Source organism: Phaeovulum veldkampii DSM 11550 (assembly GCF_003034995.1).
GTDB classification, from domain to species: domain Bacteria; phylum Pseudomonadota; class Alphaproteobacteria; order Rhodobacterales; family Rhodobacteraceae; genus Phaeovulum; species Phaeovulum veldkampii.
Window position 1 is genome coordinate 1 of the sequence record NZ_PZKF01000122.1, and the last position, 1,011, is coordinate 1,011.

Consider the following 1,011-nt stretch of genomic DNA (forward strand, 5'->3'; position numbering starts at 1 on the left):
ATCACGATCTCGACGGCGCATGTGGAATATGAGACCGAGGCGCGTCACTACGCGCACGTGGACTGCCCCGGCCACGCCGACTATGTGAAGAACATGATCACGGGCGCGGCGCAGATGGACGGCGCGATTCTTGTGGTGAACGCGGCCGATGGGCCGATGCCGCAAACGCGCGAGCATATCCTGCTGGGCCGTCAGGTGGGCATTCCCTACATGGTCGTCTACATGAACAAGGTCGATCAGGTGGATGACGAGGAGCTTCTGGAGCTTGTCGAGATGGAAATCCGCGAGCTGCTGTCGTCCTACGACTATCCTGGCGACGATATTCCGATCATCCGGGGCTCGGCGCTGCATGCGATGAACGGCACGCAGCCGGAGATTGGCGAGAACTCGATCCGTGCGCTTCTGAAGGCTGTGGACGAATATATCCCGACGCCGGAACGTGCGATCGACCAGCCGTTCCTGATGCCGATCGAAGACGTGTTCTCGATCTCGGGCCGCGGCACGGTTGTGACGGGTCGTGTCGAGCGTGGCGCGATCAACGTGGGCGACGAAGTGGAGATCGTGGGGATCCGCGACACCAAGAAATCGGTCTGCACCGGTGTCGAGATGTTCCGCAAGCTGCTGGATCGCGGGGAGGCGGGCGACAACATCGGCGCGCTGCTGCGCGGGATCGACCGCGAGGGCGTTGAGCGCGGTCAGGTGCTGTGCAAGCCCGGCTCGGTGAAGCCGCACACCGAGTTCGAGGCCGAAGCCTACATCCTGACCAAGGAAGAGGGCGGCCGCCACACGCCGTTCTTTGCGAATTACCGTCCGCAGTTCTACTTCCGCACGACCGACGTGACGGGCACGGTGAAACTGCCGGAAGGCACCGAGATGGTGATGCCGGGCGACAACCTGAAGTTCACCGTTGAGCTGATCGCCCCGATCGCGATGGAAGAGAAGCTGCGCTTCGCCATCCGCGAAGGCGGCCGCACCGTCGGCGCCGGCGTGGTCTCGAAAATCCTCAAGTAA

Annotated in this window: 1 protein-coding gene; it reads left to right on the top strand. The window is 62.8% G+C overall.

The features are described from left to right. The coding region (gene tuf, locus C5F46_RS16200) for an elongation factor Tu (RefSeq protein WP_107326314.1) at positions 1–1,011 on the top strand (1,011 nt) is incomplete at its 5' end.